The organism is Mesorhizobium sp. M7A.F.Ca.AU.002.02.1.1 (assembly GCF_003998535.1).
GTDB classification, from domain to species: Bacteria; Pseudomonadota; Alphaproteobacteria; order Rhizobiales; family Rhizobiaceae; genus Mesorhizobium; species Mesorhizobium ciceri.
In genome coordinates this window covers 1-3,165 of record NZ_RZPB01000696.1, presented here as the reverse complement: position 1 = coordinate 3,165, position 3,165 = coordinate 1, and the positions used below count along the sequence as shown (strand labels likewise).

Sequence of the window (3,165 nt, the reverse complement as noted above, 5' to 3'; positions counted from 1 at the left end):
GTTGCGGTGACCACCGAACTGTCGGACACCAAGATCCGCTTCACCATCGGCAGCGTGGTTTTGACCTCGAAGCTGATCGACGGCACCTTCCCCGATTATCAGCGGGTCATTCCGACAGGCAACGACAAGAAGCTGATCATCGACCGCCAGAGCTTTGCCGCCGCCGTCGATCGTGTTTCGACCATCTCTTCCGAACGCGGTCGCGCGGTGAAGCTGTCGATCAGCGAGGGTCAGGTGACGCTTGCGGTCAACAATCCGGATTCAGGCAGCGCCACCGAAGAACTGTCCGCTGACTATTCATCCGATCCGATCGAGATCGGCTTCAACGCCAAGTACCTGCTCGACGTTGCCGCGCAGCTGACCGGCACGGAGGCCAAGTTCATGCTGGCGGATGCCGGTTCGCCGACGCTGATCCACGACATGGCCGACGAGACCGCACTCTATGTGCTGATGCCGATGCGCGTGTAGCGGCGCGGTGTCAGCACTTCGGTCCTGTTGTGGACCGGCGGCAAGCGCGATATTTACGGCGACTTCTATAGGCGGATAGCGGTTGCCGGCACAGAACCATATAAGTAAGCTAACACTTACTAATTTCCGCAACTATGCGGCGCTGACGATCGATCTGGCGCCAGGTGCCGTGGTTTTTTCCGGCGACAACGGCGCCGGCAAGACCAATCTCCTCGAAGCGATCTCCTTTTTGACACCGGGACGTGGCTTGCGCCGCGCGCCCTACGCCGATGTCGCGCGCGAGGGCGGCGACGGCGGCTTTGCGCTGCATGCCCGGCTCGACGGACCTGATGGCCAGGTCGAGATCGGAACAGGCATTTCCGGCGGTGACACCGCCGGCGAAGGCGGCAGGCGGGTACGCATCAACGGAGCTTCGGCGCGTTCGGCCGAGGACATGCTGGAATGGCTGCGCGTGGTTTGGCTGACGCCAGCCATGGACGCGTTATTCACCGGACCGGCCGCGGATCGCCGGCGCTTCCTCGACCGGCTGGTGCTGGCGATCGACCCCGGCCACGGGCAACGTGCGAACGACTACGAGAAGGCGATGCGCGGTCGTAACCGACTGCTTACCGAAAGCTCTCGGGACGACCGCTGGTTCGACGCTATCGAGACGCAGATGGCCGAAACCGGTGTGGCGATTGCCGCGGCGCGCGCCGAGATGGTGCGCCTGCTGGCCGCCATGATCGACAGGCTGCCCGACACGGGACCGTTTCCGCAAGCCGATATCGGCCTTTCAGGCGAGCTGGAAGCCGAGATTGCCGTGGCGCCGGCGGTCGATGTGGAGGAACGCTTCCGTCGGACGCTTGCCGAGGGCCGCGAGCGCGATCGCGCCGCCGGACGTACGCTCGACGGCCCGCACCGTTCGGACCTGGTGGTTCGGCACCGCCCCAAGGCGATGCCGGCCGAGCTCTGCTCGACCGGCGAGCAGAAGGCGCTGCTGGTCGGCATCGTGCTGTCGCACGCGAGGCTGACCGGCGAAATGTCGGGCATGACGCCGATCCTGCTGCTCGACGAGATCGCTGCGCATCTCGACAGCGGGCGGCGCGCGGCGCTGTTTTCCATCCTGGAGGAACTGAACTGCCAGGCATTCATGACAGGAACCGATGCTGCGCTGTTTTCCAGTCTCCAGGGCCGTGCGCAATTCCTGACCGTCGACCACGGGACGGTTGGGCCAACCGAAGACCCCTGACAAGGTTTTTCCGTGCCTGTATGATCAGGCAATGACCACTGCCGCCCTGACCGCAGACGAGATCGAACGCTATGCCCGCCACATCGTGCTGCCGGAAATCGGCGGCGCCGGACAGCAGAGGCTGAAGCAGGCCCGGGTGCTGGTCATCGGCGCCGGCGGGCTGGGCGCCCCGGTGCTTGAATATCTTGCCGCCGCCGGCGTCGGCACGCTCGGCGTGGTCGATGACGACACCGTTTCGCTCTCCAACCTGCAGCGTCAGGTCATTCACGGCACCGACACTGTCGGCCTGCTGAAAACCGACAGCGCCAAGGCGGCAATCGCCCGCATCAATCCCAATACCACAGTCGAACCGCATACGTTCCGGCTGACCACGGACAATGCGCCTGCCCTCGTCGCCCGCTATGACATCGTCGTCGACGGTTCCGATAATTTCGAAACGCGCTACGCCGTGGCCGATGCCTGCGCGAGCGCTGGGAAACCGCTGGTGCATGCCGCCGTCGGACGCTTCGACGGCTCGGTCACGGTGCTGAAGCCATTCGAAGACGGCAAGGACGGCAAGCCCAACCCAGGCTATCGTGACCTGTTTCCCGAGGCGCCACCGCCGGGCCTGGTGCCGTCCTGCGCCGAAGTCGGCGTGCTTGGCGCGCTGACCGGCGTCATCGGCACGCTGCAGGCCATGGAGGCGGTCAAGCTGATCACCGGCGTGGGCGAACCGCTGGTCGGCCGGCTGCTGCTTTATGATGGGCTGGCGGCGCGCTTCGACACCATCCGTTACAAGAGAAGCTGAATTCTTGGACCTGATCGAAGCAGTCTCCATCAGGCGGATCCCGACCGATTTCGACCGTTGGGACGATGTGCTCGCATTGATCATGCGTGCCTTCGCCTCGATGGACGACGTCATCGACCCGCCCTCCTCGGCCCACCTTTTGACCGCCGACACTCTGCGGGACAAGGCGCGGCGGGAGACCGGCTTCGTGGCGCTCAGGGGTGATCGGATCGTCGGCTGCGTCTTTGCCCTTGAAAAGGTGGCAGAGTTCTATGTCGGCAAGCTCGCCGTGGCGCCGGACTGCCAGGGACAAGGCATCGGCCGGCGGCTGATGCAGGCGGTCGAAGACCTTGCCCGCGGCCGCGGCAAGGCCGCCATCGAGCTTCAGACGCGGATCGAGTTGACCGCGAACCACGCGGCCTTTGCTCGCCTCGGCTTTCGCGAAACTGGACGGACGGCGCATGACGGCTATGCCAGGCCGACCTCGATCACCATGCGCAAAGCTCTCCCGTAAGTCTTATCTTACGGTTTGTGGGCCACGGATATCGCACCGCGACAGTGTCAGGTCCTGAGCGGCAGCACGCGGTCTGGTGGGCGGTGGCCGTCAACGAAGGCGCGGATGTTGATGATGACCTTTTCACCCATGTCGATACGGCCCTCGAGCGTCGCCGAGCCCATATGCGGCAAAAGCACGACCTTGTTC

4 protein-coding genes and 1 pseudogene are annotated in these 3,165 nt (G+C 64.5%); 4 read left to right on the top strand and 1 reads right to left on the bottom strand.

Going from position 1 to position 3,165, the window contains the following annotated elements:
• The 4 genes from EN879_RS29610 to EN879_RS29595 form a co-directional block, all read left to right on the top strand.
• Positions 1-468: DNA polymerase III subunit beta (locus EN879_RS29610; protein ID WP_164774658.1), on the top strand; the 468-nt coding region annotated here is incomplete at its 5' end.
• 82 nt (positions 469-550) lie between these two features.
• The gene (gene recF, locus EN879_RS29605) at positions 551-1,696 is read left to right on the top strand and encodes a DNA replication/repair protein RecF (RefSeq protein WP_127274434.1); all 1,146 of its coding nucleotides are present in this window, start codon (positions 551-553) and stop codon (positions 1,694-1,696) included.
• A gap of 31 nt (positions 1,697-1,727) precedes the next feature.
• Positions 1,728-2,483 (top strand): molybdopterin-synthase adenylyltransferase MoeB, encoded by a 756-nt coding sequence (locus tag EN879_RS29600; RefSeq protein WP_013527879.1) that lies wholly within the window; start codon positions 1,728-1,730, stop codon positions 2,481-2,483.
• A gap of 4 nt (positions 2,484-2,487) precedes the next feature.
• Positions 2,488-2,976: a GNAT family N-acetyltransferase gene (locus EN879_RS29595; protein WP_127218679.1), complete on the top strand. Its 489-nt coding sequence runs from the start codon at positions 2,488-2,490 to the stop codon at positions 2,974-2,976.
• 47 nt (positions 2,977-3,023) lie between these two features.
• On the opposite strand, the pseudogene EN879_RS40245 reads toward EN879_RS29595, so the two are convergent.
• A pseudogene (locus EN879_RS40245) lies at positions 3,024-3,165 on the bottom strand (D-glycerate dehydrogenase); the annotation flags it as partial.